General features: G+C 59.1%; 15 protein-coding genes and 2 pseudogenes. 13 read left to right on the top strand and 4 right to left on the bottom strand.

What is annotated here, in order from left to right:
• Positions 1–219: 219 nt before the first annotated feature.
• Positions 220–1,246, bottom strand: a pseudogene (locus tag KW848_RS28060) (DMT family transporter).
• Here KW848_RS28060 and KW848_RS28065 point away from each other — a divergent pair.
• The 5 genes and pseudogenes from KW848_RS28065 to KW848_RS28085 all read left to right on the top strand — a co-directional run bounded on the left by KW848_RS28065 (position 1,241) and on the right by KW848_RS28085 (position 4,990).
• A complete protein-coding gene (locus KW848_RS28065) occupies positions 1,241–1,804 on the top strand; it encodes a helix-turn-helix domain-containing protein (protein WP_218538741.1) in 564 nt (187 codons plus the stop codon). The pseudogene KW848_RS28060 and the gene KW848_RS28065 overlap by 6 nt on opposite strands.
• A gap of 130 nt (positions 1,805–1,934) precedes the next feature.
• Complete coding sequence (locus KW848_RS28070; RefSeq protein ID WP_218538742.1) at positions 1,935–2,270, top strand: hypothetical protein; 336 nt, start codon at positions 1,935–1,937, stop codon at positions 2,268–2,270.
• A 288-nt stretch (positions 2,271–2,558) separates the two neighbouring features.
• Positions 2,559–2,882 carry a hypothetical protein gene (locus KW848_RS28075; protein ID WP_218538743.1) on the top strand — a complete coding sequence of 108 codons (324 nt, stop codon included), beginning with the start codon at positions 2,559–2,561 and terminating at the stop codon, positions 2,880–2,882.
• A gap of 365 nt (positions 2,883–3,247) precedes the next feature.
• Positions 3,248–3,421 (top strand): annotated as a pseudogene (locus tag KW848_RS28080) (ABC transporter ATP-binding protein); the annotation flags it as partial.
• 39 nt (positions 3,422–3,460) lie between these two features.
• Positions 3,461–4,990 (top strand): FAD/NAD(P)-binding protein, encoded by a 1,530-nt coding sequence (locus KW848_RS28085; protein WP_218538744.1) that lies wholly within the window; start codon positions 3,461–3,463, stop codon positions 4,988–4,990.
• Here the strand turns inward: KW848_RS28085 and KW848_RS28090 are convergent.
• Positions 4,957–5,697, bottom strand: coding sequence for a response regulator (locus KW848_RS28090; protein WP_008151724.1), 741 nt, complete (start codon positions 5,695–5,697; stop codon positions 4,957–4,959). The two genes, KW848_RS28085 and KW848_RS28090, sit on opposite strands and share 34 nt — an antisense overlap.
• 184 nt (positions 5,698–5,881) lie before the next feature.
• Here KW848_RS28090 and KW848_RS28095 point away from each other — a divergent pair, with 184 nt between their 5' ends.
• Together KW848_RS28095 and KW848_RS28100 are read left to right on the top strand one after the other, a co-directional pair.
• Complete coding sequence (locus tag KW848_RS28095) at positions 5,882–6,145, top strand: DUF2790 domain-containing protein (RefSeq protein ID WP_218538745.1); 264 nt, start codon at positions 5,882–5,884, stop codon at positions 6,143–6,145.
• Positions 6,146–6,262: 117 nt separating this feature from the next.
• Positions 6,263–7,324: an alpha/beta fold hydrolase gene (locus KW848_RS28100; RefSeq protein ID WP_218538746.1), complete on the top strand. Its 1,062-nt coding sequence runs from the start codon at positions 6,263–6,265 to the stop codon at positions 7,322–7,324.
• Between the two features lie 132 nt (positions 7,325–7,456).
• Here the strand turns inward: KW848_RS28100 and ppnN are convergent, their stop codons facing one another.
• Entirely contained in the window at positions 7,457–8,830 is a 1,374-nt protein-coding gene (gene ppnN, locus KW848_RS28105) for a nucleotide 5'-monophosphate nucleosidase PpnN (protein ID WP_111452147.1), read from the bottom strand.
• A gap of 211 nt (positions 8,831–9,041) precedes the next feature.
• On the opposite strand from ppnN, the gene KW848_RS28110 reads away from it, so the two are divergent.
• Positions 9,042–9,569 (top strand): DUF3087 domain-containing protein, encoded by a 528-nt coding sequence (locus KW848_RS28110; RefSeq protein WP_218538747.1) that lies wholly within the window; start codon positions 9,042–9,044, stop codon positions 9,567–9,569.
• A 67-nt stretch (positions 9,570–9,636) separates the two neighbouring features.
• Here the strand turns inward: KW848_RS28110 and KW848_RS28115 are convergent, their stop codons facing one another.
• Positions 9,637–10,626 carry a LysR family transcriptional regulator gene (locus KW848_RS28115; protein WP_218538748.1) on the bottom strand — a complete coding sequence of 330 codons (990 nt, stop codon included), beginning with the start codon at positions 10,624–10,626 and terminating at the stop codon, positions 9,637–9,639.
• 85 nt (positions 10,627–10,711) lie between these two features.
• Between KW848_RS28115 and KW848_RS28120 the strand changes: the two genes are divergently transcribed.
• The 5 genes from KW848_RS28120 to KW848_RS28140 all read left to right on the top strand — a co-directional run bounded on the left by KW848_RS28120 (position 10,712) and on the right by KW848_RS28140 (position 14,991).
• A complete protein-coding gene (locus KW848_RS28120; protein WP_218538749.1) occupies positions 10,712–11,881 on the top strand; it encodes a M20 aminoacylase family protein in 1,170 nt (389 codons plus the stop codon).
• A 39-nt stretch (positions 11,882–11,920) separates the two neighbouring features.
• Positions 11,921–12,709 (top strand): ABC transporter substrate-binding protein, encoded by a 789-nt coding sequence (locus KW848_RS28125; RefSeq protein ID WP_218538750.1) that lies wholly within the window; start codon positions 11,921–11,923, stop codon positions 12,707–12,709.
• Positions 12,710–12,802: 93 nt separating this feature from the next.
• Positions 12,803–13,492, top strand: coding sequence for an ABC transporter permease (locus KW848_RS28130; RefSeq protein WP_218538751.1), 690 nt, complete (start codon positions 12,803–12,805; stop codon positions 13,490–13,492).
• Entirely contained in the window at positions 13,489–14,202 is a 714-nt protein-coding gene (locus KW848_RS28135; RefSeq protein WP_218538752.1) for an ABC transporter permease, read from the top strand. Before KW848_RS28130 ends, KW848_RS28135 begins: the two co-directional genes overlap by 4 nt.
• Before the next feature lie 21 nt (positions 14,203–14,223).
• Positions 14,224–14,991, top strand: coding sequence for an ABC transporter ATP-binding protein (locus KW848_RS28140; protein WP_218538753.1), 768 nt, complete (start codon positions 14,224–14,226; stop codon positions 14,989–14,991).
• Positions 14,992–15,221 lie beyond the last annotated feature (230 nt).

Below are 15,221 nucleotides of genomic sequence, written 5' to 3' on the forward strand. Positions count from 1 at the left end.
GAAGCATCATACGTGCCAGCTCCCGGATCACCAAACGCCAAGCTGTCGCAGAATCCTACAAGGTAGACGGAAAAAACCTGATTCACATTGTTTCAAAGTTCTGTATGCCGCAGGTCTGGCCCCTTCGCGAGCAGGCTCGCTCCCACAGGGATTGCGCTAACCCTGTGGGAGCGGGCTTGCTCGCGAAGGCTATCTATCAGGCGCCACACATATTGCAGTTTAACCCTGTGTTTCCCGCTCCAACTCTTCCTCAGCCGCCGCATTCTTCCCCTTGGTCTTCAACTCACTGACAATCACCGCCGCCACAATCAATCCCGCACCCACCAGCGCAATCGCCGGCAACCGCTCCCCGGCAATCCTTCCGACAATCCCGGCCCACACCGGCTCACCCGCATAGATCAGCGTCGCCCGGGTCGGCGAAACGCTCTTCTGCGCCCAGTTCATCGCCACTTGAATCGCCGCACTGGCTGCGCCCAAGCCCAACGCGCTGCATAACAGCAGCCAGGAGAAGTCCGGAATCCTTTCCTGAGTCGGCACCACCATCAAAAACGCCAGCACCGAGGTGACCGCCAATTGCACCACCGTCACCCGTCGCACATCGACCTGGCCGGCATAGGTGCTGATCAGAATGATCTCCGCCGCAATCGCCACGGCGCTGATCAACGTGGCGATTTCGCCAGGGCTGAAATTGAACGAGGCACCAGCCGGTCCCGACAGCAACATCAACCCGGTAAACGCCAACATGATGCCGACGCTAGGCATCAACCCCGGACGCCGTCCCAGCACCAACCATTGCAGCAACGGCACGAAGGGCACGTACAACGCGGTAATAAACGCCGACTGGCTGCTGGGAATGCTCTGCAACCCGACGGTCTGCAAACCATAACCGAGCATGATCGCCACGCCGATAAAGGCCCCGGCCTTCAATTCGAACAGGGTCAGATCACGCAGGTGTCGCCAGGAAAACAGCGCAACAATGATCGCCGCCGCGGCAAAGCGCAGGCCAACGAAGAACATCGGCCCGCTGACGGTCATCGCATGTTGCACCAGCAAGAAGGTGCCGCCCCAGACCATGGTGATCAGCACCAGCACGCACTCGGCCTTGCTGAACCGCGAGAAACGGGAGGAAGTGTGAGGGGTATTCACCGACGTCATGAGCTTGCGCGCTACCTGAAGGGGGACGCACAATGCGCCGAATGTTGCGCAGTATACTGCCCAATCCCACCGAGTGAGCAATATAGTGCACAAAGATTCCATGCAGCGGGCTTCGGTCCTCCAGCACGTCAGCCAGAACGTTCGACGCTTGCGCCACGCCGCCGACATGAGCCAGGCGACGCTGGCGGAAAAATCCGGCGTCAGCCGCCGGATGTTGGTGGCCATTGAGGCCGGCGAGAAGAATGTCAGCCTGACCACCCTCGACCGCGTGGCCGAAGCGCTCGACGTCGCATTCAGCGACCTGATCCAGGCCCCGGATGCCCGCGACCCGAGCCGCATCAACGAAGTGGCCTGGGCCGGGAAGATTCCTGGCAGCAAAGCCGTCTTATTGTCCAAAGCCACCGCCACCCGTGAAGTGGAACAATGGGAATGGTGCCTGCAGCCGGGGGAAATTTACCCGTCGCAACCGGATGCTGAGGGTTGGAGTGAGCAGATCTACGTGTTCGAAGGCTGCCTGACGCTGATGCTGGGTGAAACACCCCATGAGATCGCTGCCGGCGAGTTCTACATGTTCGCCAGCAACCAGCCACACGCCTATCGCAACGATGGGGCGGTGGCGGCGCGGTTTGTGCGTAATGTGGTGATTTGATCGGCGCTGATTTCGCCACGTCAAACACATATATACCTGTTACTTCTTACAGTAGACGATTGGCCTCGGATCCAGATATTGATGAGTGCACCGGTGGATGACGGTCCACTCCTCAACATTGGGTTCGTAAATGTCTATTCATCACAGAAAGCCGTCAGCGCTTTTACCTGCACCCGTACTGCCGGTGGCCTGCGGCGACATTGTCTTTCTCGAAGATGTCGTAGCCGGCGCCCAGGTCGATATTGTATTGAGCCGGGGTGTTTATCCGGGCATCCCGGTAACCCTCGAATACAACAATGGCGGCACTTCCAAAACATTAACGACCCCACTTACTGGAGGTGGGGCATCATTTGTGATTCCTGCTTGCGCGTTCATCAACAGTTCGGGAATGCGGATTCGGTATTGGGTCGACGATCCATACCAACAAAGCGAAGTGCTCGATTTAGGTGTGTCGATGCGCTTGTGAGGCAGGCCTGACTGTTGGCAGGGCAGCAGCGATTGATCGCTGCCGGCCACTTCTACAAGTTTGCCAGCAACAGCCCGTGCCTATCGCAACGAGGGGGCGGCGTGGTTTGTGCGAAATGTGGTGATCTGATAGTTGGTAACCGTTCATCGGAAATGATGAGATGCCTGTTATTTATGACAGTAGACGCGCAGCGCGATTGCTCTTCAAATGGAGTTCAGCGCGCTGCTCACAGCTCTTGCCTGATGGGCAGAAGAACTTTTTCTAACGTCAACGGAAGGAAACTTAAAAATGGCATTGGAACCGCTTGAAATCCAAGAGGCTGTAGGAAAGGAAATTAAACTGACGAATGTTCCGGTTCAAGGCGCTACCGCATGCATTCCGCTCCCTCCATATCCGGATCCTAATGGCAGTATCGAAGTGTTAATTGCTAACCAGGTTGTAGCCCAGCAACCCGCTGGGGAACCGGAAAGTGGTTTTTATAAAGTCCTGGTGCCAAGGAGCGACTTATTGAATCACACTGGAGTGAATAAGGCGTTTTCATACATCTTGTACAATGAAGATGGTAACTCCGATTACTCTGAATCAACCAAGTATGACATCTTGCATTCTTGACGAGTTACTCAAAAGCAGTTGTTCGACTTCGCTGATGATGTCGAACAATTGCTGTTATTAATGTTTAACTGGCAACAGTGAATCTGGAGTTTGTTTCGCGTGCTCTTGCAAATCGATTTAGTTGTTTATGATAAAACATTGACATAGGTAAAAATCAATTGGCACGACCTCTGTCTTGGCTCTTGGGTGTTCACCCGTCGCCGGAGCCGCGCCATGACAATTTCAGTCTCAGCCTCTCGCAGCGCCCACGTCATCCATTCTGACGCCGAAGCTATCGCCCACAGACGCCGAACGCGGAGCGTTCGTTGAGGCATTCCGCTTAGTGGGGACGATCAAGATCAGAGGGTCAATCCAAGGATTCGCCAGCGATATTTTCCTGTCCTACTTTGGTACTGCTTCATGAACCTTCCATGGCTTTGGCGCCTATGATCGTCCCGGAGACTTTCGAGATCGTCGCCCAGCTCAATCGCTCCGAGTCGGCGAGCTTCCTGATGGCCGAGCAAAACATTATTGTGGCGCTCAAATACGCATCGGCGGCATGACTTCTATTTAGGTAAACACTGAGCAGTGAGAACGCCATGACTGAAACCCAAAGCGGACAGGCAACCGACGCCATCCGCCACGCGGACATCCTGATCGTCGGCGGCGGCCTCAGCGGCGCAATGCTGGCGGCGCAGTTGTTGCGCCTGCCGGGCAAACGCCAGGTGCTGGTGATCGAACCCCGCGCCGAACTGGGACGGGGCGAGGCGTACAGCGCGGTCGAACTGGGCCATACGCTCAACGGCAATGCGGCGCGGATGAGCGTTGACCCGGACAACGCCGACGACCTGACCCAATGGCTGACCGAGTACATCGCGGCCGGCGGCTGGCCGGAGTCTGACGAGCAACATGTGTCGGTCAGCGAATTGTTCCCGCCCCGGGGGATTTTCGGCCTGTACGTGCAGCAGCGCCTGGCCGAAGCGCAAGCGGTGGGGGCGTTGAACGGGTCAACGGTCGAGCATGTGCGGGCCGAGGTGGTTGACCTGCAGACCCGGGACGATTCTGTGTTGCTGACGTTGAGCGACGGGCAACACTTGCAGGGCGCTTATGCGGTGTTGGCCACGGGGATGTTTCCCGCGGCGCGTACGCCACAGACCGAGTCCAGCGGCTTGAACGCGGCGGCGCTTGATCCGTGGGACGTCGCGGCCATGCAGCAACTCGATCCGCAGTCGACCGTGCTGATCATCGGTTCGGGCCTGACCATGGTCGATGCCGTGGTGTCGCTGGAACAGGCCGGGCATCGCGGGCCGATCGAAGTGTTTTCCCGGCATGGCTTGCTGCCTCATGTGCGTCGTCAGCCACCGGCCTGGTCAGATTTTCTCGCCGAGGATCAGAGCATTCGTACACCGCGACAGTTGGTGCGCGAACTGCGTCGGCATTGCCGGGACGCCATCGCTCAAGGCATCGACTGGCAGGCACCGCTCGACACCGTGCGCGCGCATATTGGCCGTTTGTGGAATCAGGCAACGGACGTGCAGCGTCGACAGTTTGTGCGGCATGTGCGGCCGTGGTGGGAAAGTCATCACCATCGCTCGCCGCCGTTGAGTGCCGAGCTGGTGGAGCGATTGCACAATGAAGGCCGATTACGGATTCAGGCCGCGTCGTTCAAAGGGCTGGAGCCTTCAGCGGACGGAGCAGTGAGTATCCGCATTCGGCGTCGGGGTGAAGCAGAAACCAGCATTGTCAGCGGCGCGGCATTGATCAATTCCAGCGGCATCGAATACGACTGGCGGCGAGTGGCTCGACCGCTGCCACAGCAACTGCTGGCCCGCGGACTTGTCCGGCCGGGGCCGTTGGCACTGGGGATTGCGGCGGCAGTCGATGGCGCGGTGTTAGGCGCCGATGAGCAAGCCGCCAGCCGTCTGTTCGCCATGGGCCCACCGTTGCGCGGCATGTGGTGGGAAAGCACCGCAGTGACCGACGTCGCGAGCCAGGCCAAGGCACTCGCCGCTCGCCTGACAACAACGCCACATCTTATACAGACGGATACAAAACCCTATGAAAAAGTCTCCTCAGGTTCTGCAGGGGTAGAGCTTCATGATTCTGCGCCGAGCAATTCCACCGGGTAGGAGAACACGTAGCCTTCGCTGCGCACGGTTTTGATGTAGGTCGAGTCCCGTGAGTCATCCATCAATCGCTGGCGCAGACGGCTCACCAGCAAATCAATCGAGCGGTCGAACAGGTCGGCGTCGCGACCCTGGGTCAGGTTGAGCAGTTGGTCACGGCTGAGCACCCGTTGCGGGTGATCGAGGAACACCCGCAGCAGACGGTATTCGGCGCCACTGAGGGCCACCATCGTGCCGTCTTCGTCGAGCAAGTGCCGGGCGGTGGTGTCCAGGCGCCAGCGGCCGAAGCCCAGCAATCGGCCAGTTTCGGTGATCAACAGGTTGGGCGGCAGCATCCGCGTACGGCGCAACACGGCGTTGATCCGCGCCAGCAGTTCGCGGGCAGCGAAGGGTTTGGTCAGGTAGTCGTCGGCACCCATTTCCAGGCCGAGGATGCGATCGGTTTCGTCGTTGCGTGCGGTGAGCATCAGGATCGGTGTGGCTTTGTGTTTGCCCGAGCGCAATTCGCGGCACAGCAACAGGCCGTCATCGCCGGGCATCATGATGTCCAGCACGATCAGGTCCACCTGATTGGCTTCGAGAAAGCTGCGCATCTGCCGGCCGTCGGCAACCACCGTGGTGCGTAGGCCGTTCTTTTTCAGGTAATTGCCGACCAGCTCGCGAATCTCCCGGTCGTCGTCGACGATCAGGATGTGGTTCACATGTTCCATCGCTCAAGCCTCTTGTTGTTCGCTTTGTATCGCACTGTATCGGGTGCCCCCGCAGACACCTTACGCATTATTAATTCCGGTTCTACGACACATGGCAGATACCTCGGGCCGATTAAATGGGTTCCACCGAGACAAGACGACTTGCCTCACAACCACTGCCCATTGCAACCCTGAGGAAATCACCATGAACTGGAACACACTGATTGCCGCCAGCTTCTTCGCGGTCCTGAACGTTGCAGCGTTTTCGGCCCATGCCGATGTTCAAGCGCCGTCGCAGACAACTTCTCACGGCACCCACCTGGATATCAAGAAAGTGGTTTCCATCGTCAACAACGGCGGCGGTAATTGCGGCATTGTCGATGCCCGCCTGACCTACCTCGATTCCAGCGGCGCGCAGAAAGCCCTCGATTACAGCAAATTCGCAGAGTGCGGCAATCAGGGCGGCTGATCTTTCCACTACGCTGATCGCTGTCAAAACCGATGAGCGCGCAGTCTGCTCATCAATCCGCGATAACTGACTCACGACGTCCAGAACACCAGGTCAATGACTTCCAGGGAAATCACCATGAAGATGAATGTGTTGAGCAAAAAAAACGACTCACGTCGTCGTTTCTTTGGCCCGTCGGTCCTCGCTTTCGCGCTGATGCAGTTAGGTGCTCTTGGTGCTGCCAATGCGCAAACCGCGACGCCAGAGCCTGCGGTGGCCAGCGCCGCGACTCTGAAGGCGGACTCGTTCGGCCCGCTGAAGCATATCAACGCCGGGTTGCTGAATGTGGCTTACGCCGAAGTCGGCCCCGCCGATGGTCCGGTGGTGATTCTTCTGCACGGTTGGCCCTACGACATTCACAGCTATAGCGAAGTGGCGCCCTTGTTGGCGGCCAAGGGTTACCGGGTGCTGATCCCGTATGCACGGGGCTACGGCGACACGCATTTTCTATCTGACAAGACGGTTCGCAACGGCCAGCCCGCCGCGTTGGCCAGTGATGTCATCGACTTTATGGATGCGCTCAAGATCAAGAAGGCGGTGCTCGGGGGCTACGACTGGGGCGCGCGCTCGGCGGACATCGTCTCGGCGCTCTGGCCGGAGCGGGTGGAGGCACTGGTTTCGGTGAGCGGCTACCTCATCGGCAATCAGGCCGCCGGCAAGAATCCGTTGCCGCCCAAGGCCGAGCTGCAATGGTGGTACCAGTTCTACTTCGCTACCGAACGTGGCCAGGCCGGTTACGAAAAAAATCGCCACGACTTCGCCAGGTTGATCTGGGAGCTGGCCTCCCCGAAATGGGCTTTCGACGACGCGACTTTCGACCGCAGCGCGGTGGCTCTGGACAACCCCGATCATGTGGCTATTACGATCTTCAACTATCGCTGGCGGTTGGGCATGATTCAGGGCGAACCTCAATATGAAGCGCTGGAGCAGCGGCTGGCCAAGGCCCCGGTGATTACGGTGCCGACCATCACCATGGAAGGTGATGCCAACGGGGCGCCACATCCGGCTGCCGAGGATTATGCCAAGCGTTTCACTGGCAAATATGAGTACCGACTCATCAACGGCGGCATCGGCCACAACTTGCCGCAGGAAGATCCGCAGGCCTTTGCCAAGGCGATCATTGATGCGGATCACCTCTGAGATCGCGGCATATAACACCAATCTACTGTGGGAGCGGGCTTGCTCGCGAAGGCGGTGTGTCAGTCACTATAAATGTCGACTGACACACCGCCTTCGCGAGCAAGCCCGCTCCCACAGGGGGGGGATGGCCTGCTACGCGACCACTTGATAACACGGTACATACGCCGCGCCACCTGGCAGTTTCATCCGGTGTTGGGCAACGAAGGCCTTTAGCAGTTGATCCAGCGGTTGCATCACCGCCGCGTCGCCACGGATCTGGTACGGCCCGTGCTCTTCGATCAGGCGGATGCCCTTGTCCTTGACGTTGCCGGCGACGATGCCGGAGAACGCGCGGCGCAGGTTGGCGGCCAATTCGTGGGCCGGCAGGTTGCGGCTCAGTTTCAGGTTGGCCATGTTTTCGTGGGTTGGATCGAACGGGCGCTGGAAGCCTTCGTCGATCTTCAGCAGCCAGTTGAAATGGAACGCGTCATTGCGCTCGCGGCGGAACTGTTTGACCGCTTTCAGACCTTCAGTCATTTGACGCGCGACTTCAGCCGGGTCGTCGATGATGATCTCGTAGTGTTGCTTCGCAGCTTCACCCAAGGTGGCGCCGACAAACGCATCCAGTTGCTCCAGATACGGCGCGGCATGTTTCGGTCCGGTGAGGACCACCGGGAAGGGCAGGCCTGCGTTGTCCGGGTGCATCAGGATGCCGAGCAGGTACAGGAACTCTTCGGCCGTGCCGGCGCCGCCCGGGAAAATGATGATGCCGTGGCCGACGCGGACGAAGGCTTCTAGACGTTTTTCGATGTCCGGCAGGATCACCAGTTCGTTGACGATCGGGTTGGGCGCTTCGGCGGCGATGATGCCCGGCTCGGTCAGGCCGAGGTAGCGGCCGCCATGGATACGCTGTTTGGCGTGGGCGATGGTCGCGCCTTTCATCGGGCCTTTCATCACACCAGGGCCACACCCGGTGCAGATGTCGAGGCTGCGCAGGCCCAGTTCGTGGCCGACTTTCTTGGTGTATTTGTATTCTTCGGTGTTGATCGAGTGGCCGCCCCAGCACACCACGATCTTCGGCTCTACGCCGGGGCGCAGGGTGCGGGCGTTGCGCAGCAGGTGGAACACGTAGTCACTGATGCCCTGGGAGGTGCTCAGGTCGATGCGTTGGGCATCGAGTTCGTTTTCGGTGTAGACGATGTCGCGCAGGGCGCTGAAGAGCATTTCCCGGGTGCTGGCGATCATTTCGCCATCGACGAAGGCGTCGGCCGGGGCGTTCAGCAGTTCCAGGCGTACGCCGCGGTCCTGCTGGTGAATGCGGATTTCGAAGTCCTTGTAGGCTTCGAGAATGGTTTTGGCGTTATCGACATGGGCGCCGGTATTGAGGATGGCCAGGGCGCACTGGCGGAACAAGGTGTAGGTGCTGCCGGATCCGGCTTCGCTCAGTTGCTGTACTTCACGTTGAGAAAGGGTTTCCAGGCTGCCTTTTGGGCTGACCGAGGCGTTGATTACTTGTCGTTGGGTCATTCAATGATCCTTAAAACGATGCCATTCATACAGGCAAATGGCATCCGAATAGTATGTATCCATGAAAGAAGATGGCACGAACTGCGCTGTATCGCCATTTCCCCGTTTGACGATGAAAAGATGAAAAGGAGCCCCAGCATAGCTAAATCCCCTGCAGAGGCGATAATGCCCCGCAGCCTTTTTACCCATGCCCTGAAGGAACCCCGTCGCGATGTTCGAAATCCAGCCGCAGAACCCCGAACGCTATCGAAGCCAGACGCGACGCAGCACGATAATCATAGCCTTGATTTTCCTGGCCCTGGCGATGGTGTTGTCCACCACGGCGGTGGCGCTGTTCGGCGAACCCGGTGGCGACAATCTGCGATTTAACGTCGGCGGCGTGTTTGTGTCGGTGCTGCTGATGGCAGGGCTGATGCGCGGCATGTTCTGGACCCAGCCATGGATGGCCCCGGCGGTTTACGGCTGGCAGCTCAAGCGCAGCCTGATGAGCATCACCAACGTCATGCATCAGGTGACGGCGGCGGTGGAGAAGGAGGATCCGACGGCCATGAAGCTGCTGCGTTTCTACCATCTGGGCTTGAGCCAGATGCACGAGCTGGACGGCAACTCCAGTGATCACAGCCAATTGACCCGCGAGATGGATCAGCACAAGGCGCGGATGGAAGCGCTGGGCATCGAGACTGATCAGATGCAATTGAATCCGGCATGGCTTGAGGCCGTGAAGCAGGCTTCGAAGTAAAAAAACATTGGTGCGGGCGAAATCCGCACCCACGTTTTGGGCGTGGAAGACGGCGAGTTGCCCCTTCTTAGACCCGCAAACGCAGGGTTTCAAACAGTTCCCGGTCTTCCTTTTTGGCCGAGCGGGCATGGCGTCTAATGACCTGCAACAGGCAGTCGGTAAAGCACTGCGCTGCATTGCTCAGGGAACCATTGCGGCGGGTCACTATGCTCAGCTGCCGGGGTTCGAACTGCTCGGCCAGTTGCAGGGCAACCACCCGGCCGAGGAAGGGCGGGGCGACGCTCACGATGGACGGGCCCCAGGTACACATGTCGGCCCGTTCGACCATCATCTGCAGGATGGCCAGTGAATGAGCCCGAACGATTCGGTTCTCATCGATCTGCGCACCGTGTTTCCAGAACAGCGCCTGCATCAGCCCGTCGTGTCCGTCCGGCGCGTAGTTCAGCGTCCAGTTCTGCTCCAGTAACTCATGGATTGACCGAGCGTCCTGCCGGGCATGACCCTGACGGACCAGCACCGATGTCTGGTAATCGAGCAAGGTTTCGCAGGCAAACTCCTGGGTCGATTGCGCCGGGTGCAACTGACCAATGGCAAAATCCATGCTGCCATCACGCAACAACGGCTGGGCCACGGCCATCAGGCTTTCGTACAGCTCCAGACGGATTTGCGGCATGCGCTCGCGAAACGCCAGCACCACCTCGGGCAAGAAGGTCAGGGCGATCCAGGGCGTGACCCCGACACAGAGACGCCCCTGGGCCTTGCCGCGCATGTGATCGAGTTCGGTCTGTGCGTGCTCCAGCTGCTTGATCACCAGCCGGGCGTGGGTCAGCAATACTTTGCCGTATTCCGTGAAGTTGAGGCCGCTGGGGGTTCGGGTGAACAGCGGTAGCTGCTGATTGGTTTCCAGTTCGCGCAATGCTTTGGTCACGGCGGCCTGGGAGATGTCCAGCGAACGCGCGGCGGCGCGGATGCTGCCGGTTTCGGCGCTGGCAATCAGTGCTTGTAATTGATGGAGCTTCATCTGCTCACCCTGGTGACAACCTAGGGTTGTCATCATAACCAAACTGGGCCTCCCCAGCCCAGAGCCCGTTCCCTAAGATCCGACTCAGCAACCGCTCAGGTCTTATCGAAGGAATACAACAATGATCGCCGACCCAGTCTTGCCGGGAATTGCAGCCATCCAAGAGGAAATGATCGCGTTGCGCCACAGCCTTCACGCGCACCCCGAGTTGGGCTTTGAAGAATTCGCCACCAGTGAGCGGGTTGCCGCGTGTTTGACGCAATGGGGGTTTGAGGTCTGCACGGGTGTAGGCAAGACCGGCGTCGTCGCCACCCTGAAAAATGGCGAGGGCCGCTCCATTGGTCTGCGCGCCGACATGGATGCACTGCCAATTCAGGAAACCACCGGTTTGCCCTATGCCAGCCGCATCGACGGCGTCATGCATGCCTGCGGCCACGACGGCCATACGGCAACACTGCTCGCCGCCGCTAAACACCTGGCGCAGACCCGGACGTTCAACGGCACGGTGAATCTGATTTTTCAACCGGCCGAAGAAGGCCTGGGCGGTGCCCGGAAAATGCTCGAGGACGGCCTGCTCGAACGGTTCCCGTGTGATGCGATCTTCGCCATGCACAACGTGCCGGGTTATCCCGTCGGACATCTGGGGTTCTACAGCGGTCCGTTCATGGCGTCTGCCGATACGGTGAATATCAAAATCATCGGCAACGGTGGCCATGGCGCGGTGCCGCACAAGGCGGTCGACCCGGTGCTGGTCTGCTCCTCGATCGTGATCGCCCTGCAAAGCATCGTCTCGCGCAACGTCAATCCGCAGGAAATGGCGATCATCACGGTGGGTTCCCTGCATGCCGGAAGCGCTTCGAACGTCATTCCGTCCAGCGCCGAGATGAGCCTGAGCGTGCGTGCTCTGACCCCCGAGGTTCGCCACTTGCTCGAAGTCAGGATTACCGAATTGGTCAACGGTCAGGCGGCCAGTTTCGGCGCCCGGGCCCACATCGATTATCAGCATTGTCATCCGGTGTTGATTAACCATCCCGAGCCCACCGCGTTTGCCCGTGAAGTCGCTCGTGACTGGCTGGGAGAAGGGCAACTGATCGACGATTTGCGGCCCTTCACCGCGAGTGAGGATTTTGCCTTTGTCCTGGAAAAATGCCCCGGCAGTTACCTGGTGATCGGCAATGGCGAGGGTGATAGCGGGTGTCTGCTGCACAATCCCGGCTACGACTTCAATGATGCCTGCCTGCCGATCGGTGCGAGTTACTGGGTCAGGTTGGTCGAGCGTTTTCTGGGTTGAGTCGTCGTATTTTCGTTGGGCCTGATAGGAATAAAAATAATGAACAAGATGATTGCGGCTGTATCACTGGTGTTGTTGACGGCCTCTGGTCTGGCCGGCGCGGCCGACTGGTCCGGCAAAGTCCTGAAACTGGGGGTCGACCCCACGTATCCACCGCTGGAATACAAGAACCAGGACGGCACACTGACCGGTTTCGGGGTCGACATCGCCGAGGCGCTGTGTGCCGAGTTGAAGGCCCGCTGCATTTGGGTTGAAAGCAGCTGGGACGGGATGATCCCGGCGCTGCTGGCGCGCAAGTTCGATGCGGTGGCGTCGTCGATGACCGTGACGCCCAAGCGCCTGGAGCAGATTGCGTTCACTGACAAGGTCTCCAATGCGCCGGCCCGGTTGGTCGTCAAGCGTGGATCGGGCCTGCTGCCCACTTTCGAATCGCTCAAGGGCAAACGCATTGGCGTGGAGCAGGGTTCGACTCAGGAGGCGTTTGCCAAAGCCGTCTGGGGTTCGAAAGGCATCGACGTGCTCTCCTATCAAAATCAGGACCAGGTGTATGCGGACCTGGTGGTGGGCCGGCTCGATGCCTCGTTGCAGGGGGCCATTCAAGCCAGCTACGGCTTCCTCAACACCGCGCAGGGCAAGGACTATGAATTTGCCGGCGCCACTCTGGATGACCCAGCCTTTTTCGGCGTCGGTGACGGCATCGGTTTGCGCAAGAGCGATGTAGAGTTACGCGAAGACTTGAACAAAGCCCTGGCGACGATTCTCGCCAATGGCACTTACGCGCGGATCAATAAAAAGTACTTCGATTTCGACGTCTACGGCGCGAAGTAACACCCCTTCGACCTTTGAAAGCAGGGCGGTCGCCTGGCCGCTCCATCGCAGCATCCCCCTTCACCTCGACCTAATAAGAACAAGGAGAGTGAAATGCTTCTGGAAGGCTTTGGCCCGCAGATCCTGCTGGGCACCCTGGCCACTATCAAACTGGCGTTATGGTCATTGTTGATCGCGGTCCTCGCCGGGCTGCTCGGCGCCAGTTCCAAGTTGTCCTCCAACCGTTTGCTGCGAACGCTGGCCACCGGTTATACGACGGTGATTCGCAGCATGCCGGACCTGGTGATCATGCTGTTGCTGTTCTTCAGCCTGCAAATGCTGCTCAACCGAATGACCGATTGGCTGGGCATCGCTCAGATCGACATCGACCCGTTTCTGGCCGGCGTCATCACCCTGGCTTTCATCTACGGGGCTTACTTTACCGAGACGTTTCGCGGCGCCTTCCAGGCGGTCCCGGCTGGCCAGATCGAAGCGGCAAGGGCCTACGGCATGACCCGTGGCAAAACCTTTCGCAAAATCCTGTTCCCGCAAATGCTCCGTCACGCACTGCCGGGCATTGGCAACAACTGGCAGGTGTTGATCAAGTCGACCGCGCTGGTATCGATCATCGGCCTGACGGATGTCATCAAAGCCACGCAGGATGCGGGCAAGGGCTCCCTGCAGTTCTTCTATTTCACGCTGGTCGGCGGCCTGATCTACCTCGCCATCACCACGGTGTCCAACGTTGTCTTGATGTGGCTTGAGCACCGCTATTCGGTGGGTGTCAGGAAGGCTGCGCTATGACCGGCATTCTCGAAAACTACTGGCAGGCGTATCTGTGGAGTGACGGGCCACACTTTTCCGGGTTGGCAGTGACCTTGTGGCTGCTCATTCTTTCGGTGGTGGCGGGCTTCCTGCTCGCGGTGCCGTTGTCGATTGCCCGCGTCAGCCGCAACCCGCTGATCCGTCTGCCGGTCTGGTGCTACACCTACGTGTTTCGCGGCACCCCGTTGTACATCCAGCTGCTGTTTTTCTACACCGGGGTGTACAGCTTGCACGTGGTGCGTTCCCAGGACTTTCTCAACGCATTTTTCCGTGACGGGTTCAACTGCACGGTGCTGGCGTTCGCGCTCAACACCTGCGCCTACATGACCGAGATTTTCGCCGGTTCCATCCGGGCGACTCCCCACGGCGAAATCGAGGCCGCCAGCGCCTACGGCATGAGCCGGTTCACCCTCTATCGCCGGATCATCCTGCCGTCGGCGTTGCGTCGGGCCCTGCCGTTTTTCAGCAATGAAGTGATTTTGATGCTGCATTCCACCTCGGTGGCATTTACCGCCACGGTCCCCGATCTGCTGAAGATTGCCCGGGACGTCAACTCGGCGACCTATGCATCCTTTGCCGCGTTCGGGATCGCCGGGGTGCTGTATGCCGGCAGCGCGTTTTTCCTGATCTGGCTGTTTCGTCGCGGCGAACTGCATTGGCTCGGCTACCTCAAACCGCGGACGCACTGACCCCTAACTGGACATGCTCGAATGTATAAATTGATCGTTGAAGATGTGCATAAGAACTACGGCAGCCATGAGGTATTGAAGGGTGTCTCACTCAAGGCCAGGGCGGGTGACGTGATCAGCATCATCGGCTCTTCGGGGTCGGGAAAAAGTACCTTCTTGCGCTGTATCAACCATCTCGAACAGCCGTCCGCCGGGCGCATCATCGTCAATGCCGAAGAGCTGCTCACCCGCAAGAATTCGAGGGGGGATCTGTGTGCGGTCGATCCCGCGCAGTTGCAGGTCATGCGCAGCAAGCTGTCGATGGTGTTCCAGCACTTCAATCTGTGGAGCCACATGACGGTGCTGGAAAACATCATCGAGTGCCCGATGAGCGTGCTGGGTGTCAGCCGGGCGCAGGCTCTGGAGCGGGCGCGGCATTACCTCGCCAAGGTGGGTTTGCCGGCAAAGGTCGAGACGCAGTATCCGGTCCAGCTGTCCGGCGGCCAGCAACAGCGTGTCGCCATTGCTCGTGCGCTGGCCATGGAACCGCAAGTGATGCTGTTCGACGAACCGACCTCCGCCCTGGACCCCGAGCTGGTGGGTGAGGTGCTCAAGGTCATGCAGCAGCTGGCCGAAGAGGGCCGGACGATGGTGGTGGTCACCCATGAAATGGCGTTTGCCCGGCAGGTGTCGAACCATGTGATGTTTTTGCATCAGGGGCGGGTTGAAGAACAAGGGGCACCGTCTACTGTTCTGGATAAGCCTGAAAGCGAGCGGTTGCAGCAGTTTTTAGCGGGAAGCCTCAAGTAGCTTGTTTTTTGTGTGTATATCCGTTTTTGCGGTCACGGCGGCTATCGGTTTCGCTTTTACAGCGAGTCACTTGGAAGAGCCCCAAGTAACCAAGGGCTCTTGCCCCTTTCGTTCGGTGCCTCGCCTAGGCTCGGCATGCCCTCGCTCCGGTCCTGCTCCGTGGGCCCGCCGCCATCGGCCATCCATGGCCGGGGGCGGCTAACCCGGCATCCATGCCGGGTTGCCCACTG

This window comes from Pseudomonas sp. PDM25, from assembly GCF_019219045.1.
GTDB lineage: Bacteria > Pseudomonadota > Gammaproteobacteria > Pseudomonadales > Pseudomonadaceae > Aquipseudomonas.

What these genes read in the sequence shown, in the direction of transcription:
- KW848_RS28070 (WP_218538742.1), top strand. Translation starts at nt 1,935, where the DNA reads ATGTCTATTCATCACAGAAAGCCGTCAGCGCTTTTACCTGCACCCGTA.
- KW848_RS28075 (WP_218538743.1), top strand. Translation starts at nt 2,559, where the DNA reads ATGGCATTGGAACCGCTTGAAATCCAAGAGGCTGTAGGAAAGGAAATT.
- KW848_RS28085 (WP_218538744.1), top strand. Translation starts at nt 3,461, where the DNA reads ATGACTGAAACCCAAAGCGGACAGGCAACCGACGCCATCCGCCACGCG.
- KW848_RS28090 (WP_008151724.1), bottom strand. Translation starts at nt 5,697, where the DNA reads ATGGAACATGTGAACCACATCCTGATCGTCGACGACGACCGGGAGATT.
- KW848_RS28095 (WP_218538745.1), top strand. Translation starts at nt 5,882, where the DNA reads ATGAACTGGAACACACTGATTGCCGCCAGCTTCTTCGCGGTCCTGAAC.
- KW848_RS28100 (WP_218538746.1), top strand. Translation starts at nt 6,263, where the DNA reads ATGAAGATGAATGTGTTGAGCAAAAAAAACGACTCACGTCGTCGTTTC.
- ppnN (WP_111452147.1), bottom strand. Translation starts at nt 8,830, where the DNA reads ATGACCCAACGACAAGTAATCAACGCCTCGGTCAGCCCAAAAGGCAGC.
- KW848_RS28110 (WP_218538747.1), top strand. Translation starts at nt 9,042, where the DNA reads ATGTTCGAAATCCAGCCGCAGAACCCCGAACGCTATCGAAGCCAGACG.
- KW848_RS28115 (WP_218538748.1), bottom strand. Translation starts at nt 10,626, where the DNA reads ATGATGACAACCCTAGGTTGTCACCAGGGTGAGCAGATGAAGCTCCAT.
- KW848_RS28120 (WP_218538749.1), top strand. Translation starts at nt 10,712, where the DNA reads ATGATCGCCGACCCAGTCTTGCCGGGAATTGCAGCCATCCAAGAGGAA.
- KW848_RS28125 (WP_218538750.1), top strand. Translation starts at nt 11,921, where the DNA reads ATGAACAAGATGATTGCGGCTGTATCACTGGTGTTGTTGACGGCCTCT.
- KW848_RS28130 (WP_218538751.1), top strand. Translation starts at nt 12,803, where the DNA reads ATGCTTCTGGAAGGCTTTGGCCCGCAGATCCTGCTGGGCACCCTGGCC.
- KW848_RS28135 (WP_218538752.1), top strand. Translation starts at nt 13,489, where the DNA reads ATGACCGGCATTCTCGAAAACTACTGGCAGGCGTATCTGTGGAGTGAC.
- KW848_RS28140 (WP_218538753.1), top strand. Translation starts at nt 14,224, where the DNA reads ATGTATAAATTGATCGTTGAAGATGTGCATAAGAACTACGGCAGCCAT.